The following is a 13,564-nucleotide window of genomic DNA, read 5'->3' as shown; positions in this document are numbered from 1 at the left end:
TTGCCACCTATGAGAATCAGACTCATTTCCCAAAAGGCATCCCGTTGACTCAGCATTCCCACTACCCCACGCCCATGCTCAAGGACAGCGAAACAGGCGTCTATTCCAAACCCCGCATCTTCCTGCACTGGTTATCTGCCGCCGTGATCCTGTGGGCGACCTTCAGCGGCTTCGGCGTGACCCTGCTGGATCAGCACGCGCCATTTCGGCAATGGGTCGAGTCGTTCAACCCTCAACTCACCAGCCTTTTCATCCCGTTTTTCGCCTGGCGTCTCTGGCTCGCGATAAAGTCCCCCGCGCACCCCGCCCACCGTGGCTGGCAGGCTCGCCTGGCCGGGCTTGCCCATGTGGCGATCTATGCCACGGTGACTGCCGTGCTGGTCACGGGGGTGCTGATGATGAATCACCCGGTGGAGATACTCGATCTGTTCGAGTTGCCACAGTGGGTCCATTCCAGATCCGCGTTGCTGCAACTGCATCAGGAACACCATGTCATGTGCGCACTGCTCGGCGGATTGGTTGCGCTGCACCTGCTGGCGGTGGTGCAACATCAGCTGATGGGAAGATCGGTATTGGGCAGGATGCTCAATCGCCAACCTCGCCCGGAAAACCGATGACATCCCTGCAACGTTGAACCGGCCACTCAGGCTGGGCTCGAAACCTGCTCACGCAACCTACTTTCCCCTTCACCTGTTACCAGCGTGTAGCCGTCTGTTAAACATTGAAAAACAATGTAATTCCATCGTCCCGAGGCTTGTAGAGGATCGGCTGTTGCCTATTTACTAACGCAAATTGCCTATCAACCACTTGTCCGCAAAAGTGGTCGAGCGGTTTCTCATCCTGTGACAAGACAGCCCGAACCGAGAGGATTTGCCTGGTGCCCCATCTAACCTTCCGCCGCGCCGAACCGGCTGATTCATCGACCTGCATCAGGATCCGCGGGTTGACGAGAGAAAATGCGTTCACCGAGGAGGATCTGCGCGCCCTGGGGATCACCGTCGAGTCCTGGAGCGCAGGCATCCTGGACGGCAGCGCTCCCGGCTTCGTCGCCTGCGTGGACGGCCAGATCGTCGGCTACTGTTTTGGTGACCGGGATACCGGGGAAATCACCGTGCTGGCCCTGCTACCCGCCTACGAGGGCCAGGGCATCGGTAAACACCTGCTGGCGATGATGACCGATACCTTGCGAGATCAAGGGTTCAAGCGCTTGTTCCTGGCATGTGCCAGCGACCCGAGCGTACGCTCCTACGGTTTCTACCGGCACCTGGGCTGGACCTCGACAGGCACGCTGGATGAAGCTGGAGACGAGATACTGGAAATATCGGTTGGATGATTGTGGGTCTCTCAATCACTCATCCCAAACGCCTTATCCAACCCCTTGGCGCCCTTGGAGGTCAGACTCAGGGCGCGTGAATCAAGATGACGGCTGACCCAGCCACGCTTGAGCAGCAACTCCAGCAACGCCGCCCCCAACGCCCCACCGATATGCGGGGAACGTTCGCTCCAGTCCAGGCAGGGATAGGCCAGGCGTCGGCGCTGGCGGGACACCGCCTCGACATCGATGCCCAAACGAACCAGGGCGCTGGTTCCCTGTGCCGTCAAGCGGTAATCCCTGCCCGCAGCCTCGATCCAGTTTCCTCGTAACAGCGCGTCATGCAGCCTGACGGCGACCTCTCCCGCGATGTGGTCATAGCAGGTCCTGGCCTGCCGCAAGGCTGAAGGCGTTGCCGACTGGAACGGCACCACATCGCGGGCGCTGATTGCCAATAGCGCCTCCAGGGCCCGAGCCACCTGGGAATTGGCCAGGCGATAGTAGCGATGCCTGCCCTGCACCAGCATTTCAACCAGTCCCTGCTCACGCAGGCGCAGAAAGTGCCCGCTGGCCGAAGACGCACCGATATCGGCCACGGCCGCCAGTTCCGTGGCCGTACGTGCATGACCATCGAGCAGGCTGCAGAGCATTCGTGCCCGTGCCGGATCGGCGATCGCACCGGCGACGGCTGCCAGGGACAGGTCAGTTGTTTCTGCATCCATAGTTCACCATTACATGAAGTATCTCTGTCAGCGCGCATCATACTCGCCAAAAACCTGTTGAAAGGATGCATTCATGAAACAAGCGAATTTTTTTGGCCGAAAGGTCGTGGCAGCGACCTTCCTGATGGCGGTGTTTGGCTGGGGTATCGGTTTCTATGGGCCGCCGATCTTCCTTCACGCGGTGATCCAGCGCACCGGTTGGCCCCTGCCACTGTGTTCGGCGGCAGTTACCCTGCATTTCCTCGCGGGAATCCTGGTAGTGGTGAATCTGCCCCGGCTCTACAGGGGCCTCGGACTTCCTCTCACCACCGTGCTGGGTTCGGTGCTGCTGGGCGTCGGCATCTACGGCTGGTCCATCGCCGCCCAGCCCTACCAACTGTTCATCGCCGCGACCCTGAGCGGCCTGGGCTGGGTCACGCTCGGCGCGGCCGCCGTCAATGCGCTCATCTCTCCCTGGTTTGTGCTCAAGCGCCCATCCGCCCTGGCAACGGCCTATAACGGCGCAAGTATCGGTGGCGTGATTTTCTCCTCGGCCTGGGTGTACCTGATCGAGCGGATCGGCTTCAGCCAGGCGGCCCTCGTGATTGCCAGCGTGTCGACGGCGACCATTGCCGTGCTGGCAATCACGGTGTTCAGGTTCCGTCCGGAAATGCTCGGGCAGCATGCCGACGGTGCCGCACAACCGCCCGTGCAGCCAGCCGTTGCCCTCATGGCCGTAACCACCTCGCTCTGGCGCGATCGTCGCTTCGTCACCCTGGCGGTGGCCATGTCGCTGGGCCTGTTCGCCCAGATCGGGCTGGTCACTCACCTGTTTCTCATCCTGACCGGGCATGTCAGCGAGACCCGTGCCGGGCTGGCGATGGGATTGGCAACGGCAAGCGCAATCGCAGGTCGCACACTGGTGGGCTGGCTGATGCCAGCGGGGGCGAATCGCCGCAACGTCGCCTGCCTGAGCTACGGTTGCCAACTGCTCGGCTGCCTGGTGCTGACTGGGCTGGGAGCTTTCCCCGAGTCGCTGTGGGTCGGGGTCATCCTGTTCGGCGTAGGCATCGGCAACGCCACCTCGCTGCCACCGCTGATTGCACAAGTGGAGTTTCCAGGGGCGCAGACCCAGCGAGTCGTCACGCTGATCGTTGCCACGGCCCAAGGCTGCTATGCCTTTGCGCCGGCCTTGTTCGGTGCGCTCAAGAGCCTGGCCGGCGCCGCACAGGGGGAACTTCTGCTGCTGGGCTGCGCGGCTATGGTCCAGGGCTTGGCGATCCTCTCCCTGCAGTTGGGCAGACAGGAACAAAGGCCTCTGCTACATGAACCGACGGCCTGATCCTTTCATCTTGCCGGGAACCACGCCGTGCTAGATTTTCCGCGTCGCCCCTCAAACACCGGGATGGAACGTGTCACTGACTGCTCACCGCAAGGCACATGCCGGATTGAGATTTTGCATGGTGCTGTGCACCGCACTCTCGAGCGCCGCCTTCGCTGCCGTGGAACCGGACCCCGGCGGTTCCGGGATCGCCAGTGTCTGCCAACCCTCCGCCAGCAGTCCGTCTGCCAGGCAACTACTGGCTGCGGCGAGTCGGCAACTGAGCGCCACGCCCCAACCGCTGGCCCGTCTGCACACCGAAGGAACCCTGCCAGGCCAGGGCATACGCGAACAGAGCATTGCCGCCGAGAGGGACTGGCCGATCCTGCGTCGGGCAGCACTGGCCTGGCGCCTGAGCGGGGATCCACGCTATCTGAAGCAGGTCGATGAAGGCCTCGCGGCCTGGTTCAGCACCTATCAGCCGGATTTCAATCCGATCGACGAGACCCAACTTGAGCAACTGATCGAGGCCTACACGCTGACCGCCGGACAGTTGCGGCCGCAGACCCGCGAGACCAGTCGCGCCTTCCTGCGCAACCTCGGCAATGGCTACCTGGCCCAGGTCGCCCAGTTCCATGGCGCCAAGGGGGGGACCCATACCAACAACTGGCAGAGCCATCGGGTCAAGCTCGTTACCCTGGCTGCAGCCGCGCTGGCTGACCGCCAGATGCTCAGGCAGGCCTTCGGGCTCTTTCGCCAACAGGTCGCCGATAACCTGCTGCCCGATGGCTCCGTCACCGACTTCAAGGAACGCGATGCCCTGCACTACGTCGTCTATGACCTGGAGCCACTGGTCCAGGCCGCGCTGGCGGCCCGCCCCTACGGCATCGGCGGCAACTGGCTGGACTACCGCACACCAGGCGGCGCTTGGCTGGCGCACTCGCTCGACTGGCTCACGACCTACGCCAGCGGACAACACAGCCACCAGGAGTTCGTCCATACCACCGTGAAATTCGACCGTGACCGTGCAGGTGTTGGCGAAAGCGGCTACAGCGGTAGCTGGGAACCGAAAAGCAGCAGCCAGTTGTATTGGCTGGCGGCACAGCTGGACCAGCGTTATCTGCCGCTCGCCCGGCAACTGGCGCCCAACCCGCCGGATTGGCTGGGCGCCTGCTACCTGAAATAGGTGACCCGCGATGTTTGCAAGGTCCCTGGGGGAGCCGGCTTGCTGGCGATAGCAATCGACCCGACGGCTTCAATCACCGAGCAGGCTTGCCGCCCATCGCGGAGCGCCGGCGAACCGCACCCACGGGGATCGCACACGGCTCAGACCAGGGGTGTTTCCGGACAGGTGTCCGTTAGGCGATATCCAGGGACTTATTGGCGTTAGTCGGAAGGCATCGAACCGGCTAAAGTGCCCATACTGTTTCTGTCCCCGGATAACGCCCCCCATGACCCGACCCCGCTTCCTGCCCGACAACTTCACCCTGACACTGATCAGCGTGGTGATTCTCGCCAGCCTCCTGCCCGCCAGTGGCCAGGTGGCGGTCGGTTTCGGCTGGCTGACCAACATCGCCATCGCCCTGCTGTTCTTCCTGCACGGCGCCAAGCTCTCGCGCGAATCGATCCTCGCCGGTGCCGGCCACTGGCGCCTGCACCTGCTGGTGTTCGGCCTGACTTTCGTGCTGTTCCCGCTGCTGGGCCTGGCGCTCAAGCCGGTGCTCTCGCCGCTGATCGGCGACTCGTTGTACATGGGCATGCTCTACCTCTGCGCCCTGCCCGCCACGGTGCAATCGGCGATCGCCTTCACTTCCCTGGCCCGAGGCAACGTACCGGCGGCGATCTGCAGCGCGGCGGCCTCCAGCCTGTTCGGCATTTTCCTCACGCCGCTGCTGGTGACCCTGCTGCTGAATGTGCATGGCGAGGGTAGCTCCACCCTCGATGCCATCGTGAAGATCAGCGTGCAACTGCTGCTGCCGTTCATTGCCGGCCAGATCGCCCGGCGCTGGATCGGCGCCTGGGTCGGCCGCAACAAGAGCTGGCTGAAGTTCGTCGACCAGGGTTCGATCCTGCTGGTGGTCTACAGCGCCTTCAGCGAAGCGGTGAACGAAGGCATCTGGCACCAGATCCCCGTCCGCGACCTGGCCGGCCTGGTGGTGGTCTGCTGTGTGGTGCTGGGGCTGGTTCTGGCAGCGTCGACCCTGCTGGGCAAGGCCTTCGGCTTCGACCAGGAAGACCGTATCACCATCCTGTTCTGCGGTTCGAAGAAGAGCCTGGCCACCGGCGTACCCATGGCCCAGGTGCTGTTCGCCGGCAGTACCATCGGCGTGCTGATCCTGCCGCTGATGCTGTTCCACCAGATCCAGCTGATGGTCTGCGCGGTGCTGGCCCAGCGCTACGCCAAGCGCCCGGAGTCGGTTGGCGAACTGATGGGCCAGGTCGATCCTTGAAGCCCTGCCAGGGTCCCCACCTGACTGTAGGAGCGTGGCTTGCCCGCGAAAAGGCCCCCAAGCCTCGCGCAGAACCCTAGAATCTCCCACAGAAGGCATTTCCGGTTCCCGCAGGGACGGTGGACCGGATCGGCAGTACCCTTGCCGAGTCAGCGACAGCGGCGCAGCATGTGCCGTACATAACAAGCAGCCATGAGGAAATCCAATGCTTCTGCACCTGTCGACCTGGACCGAGATCGGCCAGTTTCTCGAACGCAGCCGTACCATCGTCGTACCCATCGGCTCCAACGAGCAGCATGGCCCCACCGGGCTGCTGGGGACCGACTGGATGTGTCCGCAGATCATTGCCCATGAGGCGCAGAAAAACGCCGATATCCTCATCGCTCCGACCTTCAACATCGGCATGGCTCAACACCACCTGGCGTTTCCAGGCACCATCTCGCTGCGGCCGTCGACCTTCATCGCCGCCATCGGCGACTGGGTACGCTCCCTGGCCGGTCACGGCTTCGAGAAGATCCTGTTTCTCAACGGCCACGGCGGCAACATCGCCTCGATCGAGGCAGCGTTCTCCGAACTGTATGCCGAAGCCAGTTTCGCCAGGCGCCGCGCCGGTTTCGCCCTGAAGCTGTGCAACTGGTGGGACCTTGAGGGCGTCGGCGAATTGGCTCGTGAGCAGTTCCCGACCGGCCACGGCAGCCACGCCACGCCTTCGGAGATCGCTGTGACGCAGTGGGCCTATCCGGACGCCATCAAGTCGGCCGAGTACTCGCCGCAAATCGCCAACACCGGGCCGATCCGCGAAGCGCTCGACTTCCGTGCACGCTTCCCGGATGGCCGCATGGGCTCCGACCCGGCCCTGGCCAGCGTGGAAAAAGGCGGCGCTCTGGTGCACCTGGCGGCACAGAGCCTGGTGAAGGAAGTGCAAGCCTTCAGCCGCGAAGCACTCCCGTAGTGACGGCTGGCCTGAACTAGAGCATTGGCACGGCAATCAGCAGGATCGCCGTGCCATGAGTCGCCGTCGAAGCCAGCACGCCATGGCGCATGCGAACCAGCGCACAAGCCAGCCCCTCCAGCAGGGTGAAGAGCAGCACCGGCCAACCCAGTTGGGTAACCGTCAGCGCCAGGAAGGCATGACAGGCGGAAAACGCCACGGCACTGATCAACGCCGCCCGCAGCAGCGACACCTGCTGCTCCAGATAGCCTTGCAGGAACCCGCGAAACAGCACCTCCTCCAGCGCATTGGCGCCATAGGCCAGCACCAGCATTGCGGGGAACCAGCTCCAGTAGCCGGCGATCGCGGCCGGTTCGATGCCCTGATACAGCCGCAACGGCAAGCCGATCAGGCAGCCGATAGCGACACCCAGCACCGGCCCGGCAATAGGGTTGCCCCTGAACCACACAACCCGTTGCCACAACGACGGCACCCGCCAGGCCAATAGCGCCATCAGCCCCAGGGACAAGCCACCGAGCACGGTCAGCACGAACGGATTGGCGATAAAGCCGATCTGCAGGTCGCCGCTGAGCGACCACAGGCCCAGCGGCGTCATCGCGTCGCGCAGCAGCACGAAGGTCAGCAGCAGGATCATGATGCGCAGGGCCGGCTGGGTCCCAGGCAACAGGCCAAACCAGAACCCGCAAAGCAGCAGGCCGGGTATCAGGTAAAGCCCGTAGTGGATCAGAACGACGAGTCCGTCATGGATCATTCGGCCATCCCTGGTATCGGCGCGCAGTGAGAGGCGTCCGTTTTAGCAAGTTTCCGGCTGTGCGAACAATCCTGAATGTGGCGTGATTCCCTGTGGAAGCTCGCCAGCATGCAGATATCCGTAGCGTGCATTCAATCGGGAAAAACGGGATTCAAGACTTAATCGGTCTGAAAATAAAAACTTGAGAAGAGAGAAAATGGCAGGGGCGGCTGGATTCGAACCAACGCATGGCAGGATCAAAACCTGCTGCCTTACCGCTTGGCGACGCCCCTGTAGATTTGAAGCTGACATTGTCGCTTTCCTTGGCGACCCTGGCGGGCCACTGCGACAACGAGGACAAATGTATCAACCTTTATTCGCGATGGGAAGCCCCATCAGATAAAAAAATTCTTTGAATACAGCTACTTATTTATGGGTGGCCAGCAGACCGCCATTCCCTGATGGCACGCCCCTGGACAAAACACCCTGCCCCCGCCCGTTTGCGATCGGCGCAATCCCGACCTATGGTCCAAACACCACTCCTTCACAACCCGCTCCCCGGGCCGCTGTCCATCCAATACGAAGCCATCCGTAACGAGGTGAAGACATGCAGAACAATTCCCGCCCCGCCGTGCTCGAACTGATCGGCAATACACCGCTGGTCCGGGTCAGCCGTTTCGACACCGGCCCCTGTACGCTGTTTCTCAAGCTCGAATCGCAAAACCCCGGCGGCTCGATCAAGGATCGGGTCGGCCTGGCCATGATCGATGCCGCCGAGCGCGACGGCCGGCTGCGCCCGGGCTCGACCATCATCGAGGCCACTGCCGGCAACACCGGCCTGGGCCTGGCGCTGGTGGGCCGGGCCAAGGGCTATCGGGTGGTACTGGTGGTACCGGACAAGATGTCCACCGAGAAGGTCCTGCACCTCAAGGCCATGGGCGCCGAGGTGCATATCACCCGCTCCGACGTCGGCAAGGGCCATCCCGAGTACTACCAGGATGTCGCCGCCCGGCTGGCCAGGGAAATTCCCGACTCCTTTTTCACCGACCAGTTCAACAACCCGGCCAACCCGCTGGCCCACGAAACCAGTACCGCACCGGAGATCTGGGCGCAGACCCAGCATGACGTCGACGCCATCGTCGTCGGCGTCGGTTCGGCCGGCACCCTCACCGGGCTGACCCGGTTCTTCCAGCGCGTGCAGCCGAACCTGGCGATGGTGCTGGCCGACCCGCTGGGTTCGGTGGTCGCCGAATACAGCCGCAGCGGTAGCCTCGGCACGGCCGGCTCGTGGGCGGTGGAAGGGATCGGCGAGGATTTCATTCCGTCGATTGCCGACCTCTCCAGCGTGCGCCAGGCCTATTCGATCACCGACGAGGAAAGTTTCGACCACGCCCGCCAGTTGCTGCGCGCCGAAGGCATTCTCGGCGGTTCCTCGACCGGTACCCTGCTGGCGGCGGCACTGCGCTACTGTCGCGAGCAGACCCGTCCCAAGCGCGTCGTCACCTTCGTCTGCGACACCGGCACCCGCTACCTGTCCAAGGTCTACAACGACCAGTGGATGAACGACCAGGGCCTGCTGCAGGTCAAGCGCTACGGCGACCTGCGCGACCTGATCGCCCGCCGCTTCGAGGACGGCCGGGTGATCAGCGTCGGCCCGGACGATACCCTGCTGACCGCCTTCCAGCGCATGCGCCTGGCGGACGTTTCGCAACTGCCGGTACTGGTCGATGGGCAACGACTGGTCGGGGTCATCGACGAGTCCGACATCCTGCTCGGCATGCATGACGATGCCGCGCATTTCCGCCTGAGTGTCGCCAGCGTCATGACCGACCAGTTGCAGACCCTCTCGCCCGGCGCCAGCCTCGCCGAACTGCAGGCTGAACTGGACCGCGGGCTGGTGGCGATCATCGCCGACGCTTCGGGCTTCCACGGCCTGATCACCCGCTTCGACCTGCTCAATCACCTGCGGAGATCCCTCGCATGAGCCAGCACGACCAATCCGCGGCCAGCCGCGCCTTCGCCACCCGGGTGATCCATGCCGGTCAGGCGCCTGACCCGACCACCGGGGCGTTGATGCCGCCGATCTACGCCAACTCCACCTACCTGCAGGACAGCCCCGGGGTGCACAAGGGCTTCGACTACGGCCGCTCGCACAACCCCACGCGTTTTGCCCTGGAGCGTTGCGTGGCGGACCTGGAAGGCGGCAGCCGGGCCTTCGCCTTTGCTTCCGGGCTGGCGGCTATCGCCACCGTGCTCGAACTGCTCGACGCCGGTGCCCATGTGGTCTCCGGCAACGACCTGTATGGTGGCACCTTCCGCCTGTTCGACAAGGTGCGCCAGCGCAGCGCCGGGCATCGATTCAGCTTCGTCGACCTGACCGTCCCCGATGCGCTGGAGACGGCCTTGCAGGCAGATACACGGATGGTCTGGATCGAGACGCCGAGCAATCCCCTGCTGAGCCTCACCGACCTGGCGGCCGTTGCCCGCCTGTGCCGTGACCGGGGCATCCTCTGCGTCGCCGACAATACCTTTGCCAGTCCCTGGATCCAGCGGCCGTTGGAGTTGGGTTTCGATATCGTCGTGCATTCGACCACCAAGTACCTGAACGGCCATTCCGACGTGATCGGCGGCATCGCGGTGGTGGGGCAGAATACCGAACTGGCCGACCGTCTGGGTTTCCTGCAGAACGCGGTGGGGGCCATTTCCGGGCCCTTCGATGCCTTCCTGACCCTGCGCGGCGTGAAGACCCTGGCGCTGCGCATGGAGCGCCATTGCAGCAACGCCCTGGAACTGGCGACCTGGCTGGAACGCCAGCCACAGGTGGCGCGGGTGCATTACCCCGGCCTGCCGTCCCATCCGCAGCACGAACTGGCGCGTCGACAGATGCGCGGCTTTGGCGGGATGATCAGCGTCGATCTGAAAACCGACCTGGCCGGTTCGCGACGCTTTCTGGAAAACGTGCGGATCTTTGCCCTGGCCGAAAGCCTGGGTGGCGTGGAAAGCCTGATCGAGCACCCGGCGATCATGACCCATGCCACCATCCCTCCAGCGACACGCGCCCAACTGGGGATCGGCGATGCGCTGGTACGTCTGTCGGTGGGCGTGGAGGACGTCGAGGATCTGCGGGCCGACCTGGCACAGGCCCTGGCACGGATCTGAAACACAACCTCCCGACCATCAACCGAGGAGTATCGGCATGCCCAGCAAAAACACCATCTGCCTCTGGTTCGACGGCACGGCACTGGAAGCCGCGACCTTCTATGCCCAGACCTTCCCCGACAGTTCGGTGACCGCAGTCCACCGTGCTCCCCGCGACTACCCCTCGGGAAAACAGGGCGATGTCCTGACCGTCGAGTTCACGGTCATGGGCATCCCCTGCCTGGGCCTCAACGGCGGCCCGACCTTCCCCCATAGCGAGGCCTTCTCCTTCCAGGTGGCGACCGACGACCAGGCCGAAACCGACCGGCTGTGGCAGGCGATCGTCAGCCATGGCGGGCAGGAAAGTGCCTGCGGCTGGTGCAAGGATAAATGGGGGTTGTCGTGGCAGATCACGCCACGTGCGCTGACCGCGGCGATCAGCCATCCGGACCCGGCGGCGGCCAGGCGCGCATTCGACGCAATGATGGGGATGGGCAAGATCGACATCGCCGTGATCGAGGCGGCCCTCAAGGGCTGAGCGGTGTTTTCGGGACAAGGGCGATATCCGACGAACAGCACGATTGCACAATGCCAGCCGTCGGACATCGCATGCACCATTTTGGGTTCTCTACTAGCCTTGGCAACTCATGGAATCCCCGTTTGCCCGGCAAACCATTGTTCAAGGAGAAATCAATGACGACCCCCGTACTGATGGCCGAACGCACCTACCGCAACTGGTCCACCCCGATTCTGCTGGAACTCAATCTGCGCGCGCACCAACTGGACGCACCTTCGCGTCAGGCCCTGCGCAATGTACTGATCGAACGTCGAATGGCCGACCTGGGCAGTCCGACCGGGGTCGAGCGGCGCAAGACCGCCTGACCCGCAGGATTCGATAGTGGGAGCGGGCTTGCCCGCGAACGGGTCCTCAGGACCGCTAAACGCTTCGCGGGCGAGCCTGCTCCCACAAGTCTCCGGCCCGGCACAAGACCGTGCAATCCGGAAGAGTGCGGGGTTACGACTTGGCCCCTTCGTAGTTGACCATCCAGGCCACGCCGAAACGATCCTCGAACATGGCAAAACGTTCAGCCCAGAAAGTTTTCGCCAGCGGCATGAAAACCTTGCCGCCCTCGCTCAGCCCCTTGAACAACCGCTCGGCCTCGGCGGCGCTGTCGACGTTGAGGGAGACCGATACCCCCTGCGGTTTCTGAAACGGCTGGCCGGACGGGCAGTCCGAGGCCATCAGGCTGAACCCGCCCACGGTCAGGCAGGCATGCAAAATCTTGTCACTGTCCTTGGGCACTTCAGCCTCCGCGGGTGCATCGGCAAAGGACAGCGAAAACAGCTCGCCGCCCAGCACGCGCTTGTACAGAGCGAAGGCTTCCTTGCAGTCACCGTTGAAGGTCAGGTAGGGAATGATTCTCATGGTGGATCTCCTGTCGTCAGGTTTCACGGTTGTCCGGACAACTGCGTGCGCAGGCGTTCTTCCTGCTCACGCAACTCGGGGGTCAGGCATTCGCCGAAATCCTCGGCTTCGAAGATCTGGCGAATCTCGATATCGCTGTCGCTGACCATCGGGTTCGGGCAGCGCTTGACCCAATCGATGGCCTCCTGCAGCGACTGGACCTGGAAGATCCAGAAGCCGGCGATCAATTCCCTGGTCTCGATGAAGGGACCCTCCACGACCGTACGCTGCTGGCCGGAAAAGCGTACGCGGGCCCCTTTGGAACTGGGATGCAGGCCCTCGGCGGCGAGCATCACCCCGGCCTTCACCAGTTCCTCGTTGTAGGCGCCCATGGCGGCCAGCAGTTGCGCGCTGGGCATTTCCCCGGCTTCCGATTCGGGGCTGGCCTTGACGATCACCATAAATCGCATGGCTGTTCTCCTGATGGTGGATGAGCCGTCCCTGTGGCGGCTCTACGGGTTAATCGAACGGCCGGGCACGGAATCGACAGGCCGCTGAAAATATTTTTCCAGCAATGCCGCTGGTCCGGTTCAGACGTTGCCCACAAGCGACTGTCGAGAAGGCCAGACGCCAATCGACTAAGCATAGAACTGTACCCCCACCGCTTCCCGGCGCCCTTGCCGGGCGGCACCGACCACAAGGAAACCTCGTGATGAACCAGCCCAACGTTGAACAACATGCCGTGGTATCGCGCCAGGAGTGGCTGGCGGCGCGTCGGGAACACCTGATCCAGGAGAAGGCCCTCAGCCGTCAGCGCGAGCAGCTCAGCGCCGCGCGGCGTGCCCTGCCCTGGCTGCGGGTCGACAAGGACTACCGCTTCGAAGGTGCCGATGGCCCGCGACGGCTGGCCGACCTGTTCGGCAACCACAGCCAGTTGATCGTCTATCACTTCATGTTCGGCGACGGCTGGGCCGAGGGCTGCCCCCACTGTTCGTTCCTGGCCGATCATTTCGACGGTGCCAACCTGCACCTGGCCCATCACGACGTTGCGTTCGTTGCCATTTCCCACGCGCCGTGGGCCCGGTTCCAGGCCTTCAGACGGCGCATGGGCTGGCGGTTCGAGTGGCTGTCCTCGGCCGGCAGCGACTTCAACCACGACTTCGGCGTGAGCTTTTCGCCCGAGGAACGGGCCAGCGGCCAGATCGACTACAACTACCAACGCCTCGCCGGCGGTGCCGAGGAAATGCCCGGGCTCAGCGTGTTCTACCGCAACAGCGAAGGTGAGATCTTCCATACCTATTCAACCTATGCGCGAGGCCTGGACATCCTGATCGGCGCGCACAACTTCCTCGACCTGACGCCCAAGGGACGCAACGAAGGCCCGATCATGAACTGGGTCCGGTTCCATGATCGCTACACCGACAGTGCCCGGCACGCCTGCTGCGGGTCCCATGGCGATAAATAATCAATGAGCCTGTTGCCACGTTCGTCATAAGATCGGCGTACGCTGACAAGTTCATGCCGGGCCTGCCCGTCACCAGCAATTCAGACCAGT

Annotated in this window: 15 protein-coding genes and 1 tRNA gene; 11 read left to right on the top strand and 5 right to left on the bottom strand. The window is 63.3% G+C overall.

From position 1 onward, the window contains the following. Nucleotides 1-44 precede the first annotated feature (44 nt). On the top strand, nucleotides 45-617 hold the full coding sequence (locus tag PF66_RS16270) for a cytochrome b (protein WP_241494387.1): 573 nt from the start codon (nucleotides 45-47) through the stop codon (nucleotides 615-617). A gap of 326 nt (nucleotides 618-943) precedes the next feature. After that, nucleotides 944-1,333, top strand: a complete 390-nt coding sequence (locus PF66_RS16265) for a GNAT family N-acetyltransferase (protein ID WP_239687995.1) — start codon at nucleotides 944-946, stop codon at nucleotides 1,331-1,333. Nucleotides 1,334-1,344: 11 nt separating this feature from the next. Here the strand turns inward: PF66_RS16265 and PF66_RS16260 are convergent, their stop codons facing one another. Then, nucleotides 1,345-2,034 (bottom strand): ArsR/SmtB family transcription factor, encoded by a 690-nt coding sequence (locus PF66_RS16260; RefSeq protein ID WP_054058843.1) that lies wholly within the window; start codon nucleotides 2,032-2,034, stop codon nucleotides 1,345-1,347. A 73-nt stretch (nucleotides 2,035-2,107) separates the two neighbouring features. Here PF66_RS16260 and PF66_RS16255 point away from each other — a divergent pair, with 73 nt between their 5' ends. The 4 genes from PF66_RS16255 (at nucleotide 2,108) to PF66_RS16240 (ending at nucleotide 6,736) form a co-directional block, all read left to right on the top strand. After that, a complete protein-coding gene (locus PF66_RS16255) occupies nucleotides 2,108-3,355 on the top strand; it encodes an MFS transporter (protein ID WP_054063261.1) in 1,248 nt (415 codons plus the stop codon). 118 nt (nucleotides 3,356-3,473) lie between these two features. After that, nucleotides 3,474-4,520, top strand: coding sequence for an alginate lyase family protein (locus PF66_RS16250; protein WP_054063260.1), 1,047 nt, complete (start codon nucleotides 3,474-3,476; stop codon nucleotides 4,518-4,520). 265 nt (nucleotides 4,521-4,785) lie between these two features. Next, nucleotides 4,786-5,784, top strand: a complete 999-nt coding sequence (locus PF66_RS16245; protein WP_054058846.1) for a bile acid:sodium symporter family protein — start codon at nucleotides 4,786-4,788, stop codon at nucleotides 5,782-5,784. 205 nt (nucleotides 5,785-5,989) lie between these two features. After that, on the top strand, nucleotides 5,990-6,736 hold the full coding sequence (locus PF66_RS16240; RefSeq protein ID WP_054058847.1) for a creatininase family protein: 747 nt from the start codon (nucleotides 5,990-5,992) through the stop codon (nucleotides 6,734-6,736). A 16-nt stretch (nucleotides 6,737-6,752) separates the two neighbouring features. Here the strand turns inward: PF66_RS16240 and PF66_RS16235 are convergent, their stop codons facing one another. Both PF66_RS16235 and PF66_RS16230 read right to left on the bottom strand, forming a co-directional pair. Next, nucleotides 6,753-7,487 carry a CPBP family intramembrane glutamic endopeptidase gene (locus tag PF66_RS16235; protein ID WP_054063259.1) on the bottom strand — a complete coding sequence of 245 codons (735 nt, stop codon included), beginning with the start codon at nucleotides 7,485-7,487 and terminating at the stop codon, nucleotides 6,753-6,755. A 197-nt stretch (nucleotides 7,488-7,684) separates the two neighbouring features. After that, nucleotides 7,685-7,759 (bottom strand) — tRNA-Gln (locus tag PF66_RS16230). Between the two features lie 314 nt (nucleotides 7,760-8,073). Between PF66_RS16230 and PF66_RS16225 the strand changes: the two genes are divergently transcribed. From PF66_RS16225 to PF66_RS16210, 4 genes are all read left to right on the top strand, one after another. Beyond that, the gene (locus PF66_RS16225; protein WP_054058849.1) at nucleotides 8,074-9,450 is read left to right on the top strand and encodes a pyridoxal-phosphate dependent enzyme; all 1,377 of its coding nucleotides are present in this window, start codon (nucleotides 8,074-8,076) and stop codon (nucleotides 9,448-9,450) included. Further along, nucleotides 9,447-10,625: a cystathionine gamma-synthase gene (locus tag PF66_RS16220; protein ID WP_054058850.1), complete on the top strand. Its 1,179-nt coding sequence runs from the start codon at nucleotides 9,447-9,449 to the stop codon at nucleotides 10,623-10,625. The genes PF66_RS16225 and PF66_RS16220 overlap by 4 nt, the downstream gene beginning before the upstream one ends. Before the next feature lie 37 nt (nucleotides 10,626-10,662). Further along, nucleotides 10,663-11,142, top strand: a complete 480-nt coding sequence (locus tag PF66_RS16215; protein ID WP_054063258.1) for a VOC family protein — start codon at nucleotides 10,663-10,665, stop codon at nucleotides 11,140-11,142. 155 nt (nucleotides 11,143-11,297) lie between these two features. After that, a complete protein-coding gene (locus PF66_RS16210) occupies nucleotides 11,298-11,486 on the top strand; it encodes a hypothetical protein (RefSeq protein WP_054058852.1) in 189 nt (62 codons plus the stop codon). Between the two features lie 133 nt (nucleotides 11,487-11,619). On the opposite strand, the gene PF66_RS16205 is transcribed toward PF66_RS16210, so the two are convergent. Together PF66_RS16205 and PF66_RS16200 are read right to left on the bottom strand one after the other, a co-directional pair. Further along, the gene (locus tag PF66_RS16205; RefSeq protein WP_054058853.1) at nucleotides 11,620-12,030 is read right to left on the bottom strand and encodes a VOC family protein; all 411 of its coding nucleotides are present in this window, start codon (nucleotides 12,028-12,030) and stop codon (nucleotides 11,620-11,622) included. Between the two features lie 23 nt (nucleotides 12,031-12,053). Continuing rightward, complete coding sequence (locus tag PF66_RS16200; protein ID WP_054058854.1) at nucleotides 12,054-12,479, bottom strand: YciI family protein; 426 nt, start codon at nucleotides 12,477-12,479, stop codon at nucleotides 12,054-12,056. A gap of 242 nt (nucleotides 12,480-12,721) precedes the next feature. On the opposite strand from PF66_RS16200, the gene PF66_RS16195 reads away from it, so the two are divergent. Continuing rightward, complete coding sequence (locus PF66_RS16195; RefSeq protein WP_054058855.1) at nucleotides 12,722-13,474, top strand: DUF899 domain-containing protein; 753 nt, start codon at nucleotides 12,722-12,724, stop codon at nucleotides 13,472-13,474. Nucleotides 13,475-13,564: the final 90 nt, after the last annotated feature.

Origin of the sequence: Pseudomonas asplenii (assembly GCF_001293465.1) — a bacterium.
Taxonomy (GTDB): Bacteria; Pseudomonadota; Gammaproteobacteria; order Pseudomonadales; family Pseudomonadaceae; genus Aquipseudomonas; species Aquipseudomonas fuscovaginae_B.
This window is presented reverse-complemented; position numbering and strand designations above follow the sequence as displayed.

Coding starts and splice junctions, on each gene's coding strand:
- PF66_RS16240 (WP_054058847.1), top strand. CDS start 5,990: ATGCTTCTGCACCTGTCGACCTGGACCGAGATCGGCCAGTTTCTCGAA.
- PF66_RS16215 (WP_054063258.1), top strand. CDS start 10,663: ATGCCCAGCAAAAACACCATCTGCCTCTGGTTCGACGGCACGGCACTG.
- PF66_RS16225 (WP_054058849.1), top strand. CDS start 8,074: ATGCAGAACAATTCCCGCCCCGCCGTGCTCGAACTGATCGGCAATACA.
- PF66_RS16200 (WP_054058854.1), bottom strand. CDS start 12,479: ATGCGATTTATGGTGATCGTCAAGGCCAGCCCCGAATCGGAAGCCGGG.
- PF66_RS16195 (WP_054058855.1), top strand. CDS start 12,722: ATGAACCAGCCCAACGTTGAACAACATGCCGTGGTATCGCGCCAGGAG.
- PF66_RS16250 (WP_054063260.1), top strand. CDS start 3,474: ATGGTGCTGTGCACCGCACTCTCGAGCGCCGCCTTCGCTGCCGTGGAA.
- PF66_RS16210 (WP_054058852.1), top strand. CDS start 11,298: ATGACGACCCCCGTACTGATGGCCGAACGCACCTACCGCAACTGGTCC.
- PF66_RS16255 (WP_054063261.1), top strand. CDS start 2,108: ATGAAACAAGCGAATTTTTTTGGCCGAAAGGTCGTGGCAGCGACCTTC.
- PF66_RS16260 (WP_054058843.1), bottom strand. CDS start 2,034: ATGGATGCAGAAACAACTGACCTGTCCCTGGCAGCCGTCGCCGGTGCG.
- PF66_RS16235 (WP_054063259.1), bottom strand. CDS start 7,487: ATGATCCATGACGGACTCGTCGTTCTGATCCACTACGGGCTTTACCTG.
- PF66_RS16205 (WP_054058853.1), bottom strand. CDS start 12,030: ATGAGAATCATTCCCTACCTGACCTTCAACGGTGACTGCAAGGAAGCC.
- PF66_RS16220 (WP_054058850.1), top strand. CDS start 9,447: ATGAGCCAGCACGACCAATCCGCGGCCAGCCGCGCCTTCGCCACCCGG.
- PF66_RS16245 (WP_054058846.1), top strand. CDS start 4,786: ATGACCCGACCCCGCTTCCTGCCCGACAACTTCACCCTGACACTGATC.